We start from the raw sequence: 431 nt of genomic DNA on the forward strand, positions 1-431 counted from the left end.
ATGCGACTGGAGACGATCCCGCTGACCAGCAACGGCAAAATCGACCGCAAGGCTTTGCCGGAACCGGAAGGCAGCATCCATACGGGAGCAGCCTATGTGGCACCGCGTACTACGGTGGAGCAGGTACTGGCTGCGGTATGGGCCGCAGTGCTTGGCATGGATGCCGTAGGCACGCAGGATAACTTCTTCGAGCTGGGCGGCGATTCGATCAAAGCCTTGCAAGTATCCTCCCGCTTGCTGCAGGCAGGTTATCGACTGAACATGAAAGACCTCTTCAGCCATCCGACGGTAGCGGCACTCAGTCCGTTGCTTCGTACAGATGGCAAGATGGCCAGTCAGGAAGAGGCAGTAGGCCAGGTGGAACTGACACCTATTCAGCGCTGGTTCTTCGAGCAGCAGCCGGCTGATCTGCACCACAGCAACCAGGCGAT

Annotated in this window: 1 protein-coding gene; it reads left to right on the forward strand. The window is 58.5% G+C overall.

Annotated features, from left to right (window positions below; all coding sequences use genetic code 11):
• Positions 1–431 (forward strand): phosphopantetheine-binding protein (locus HFD99_RS24975; protein WP_167441068.1); only part of this gene is annotated, 431 nt, incomplete at both ends.

The organism is Paenibacillus sp. EKM301P (genome assembly GCF_011800295.1).
Lineage (GTDB): Bacteria > Bacillota > Bacilli > Paenibacillales > Paenibacillaceae > Paenibacillus > Paenibacillus polymyxa.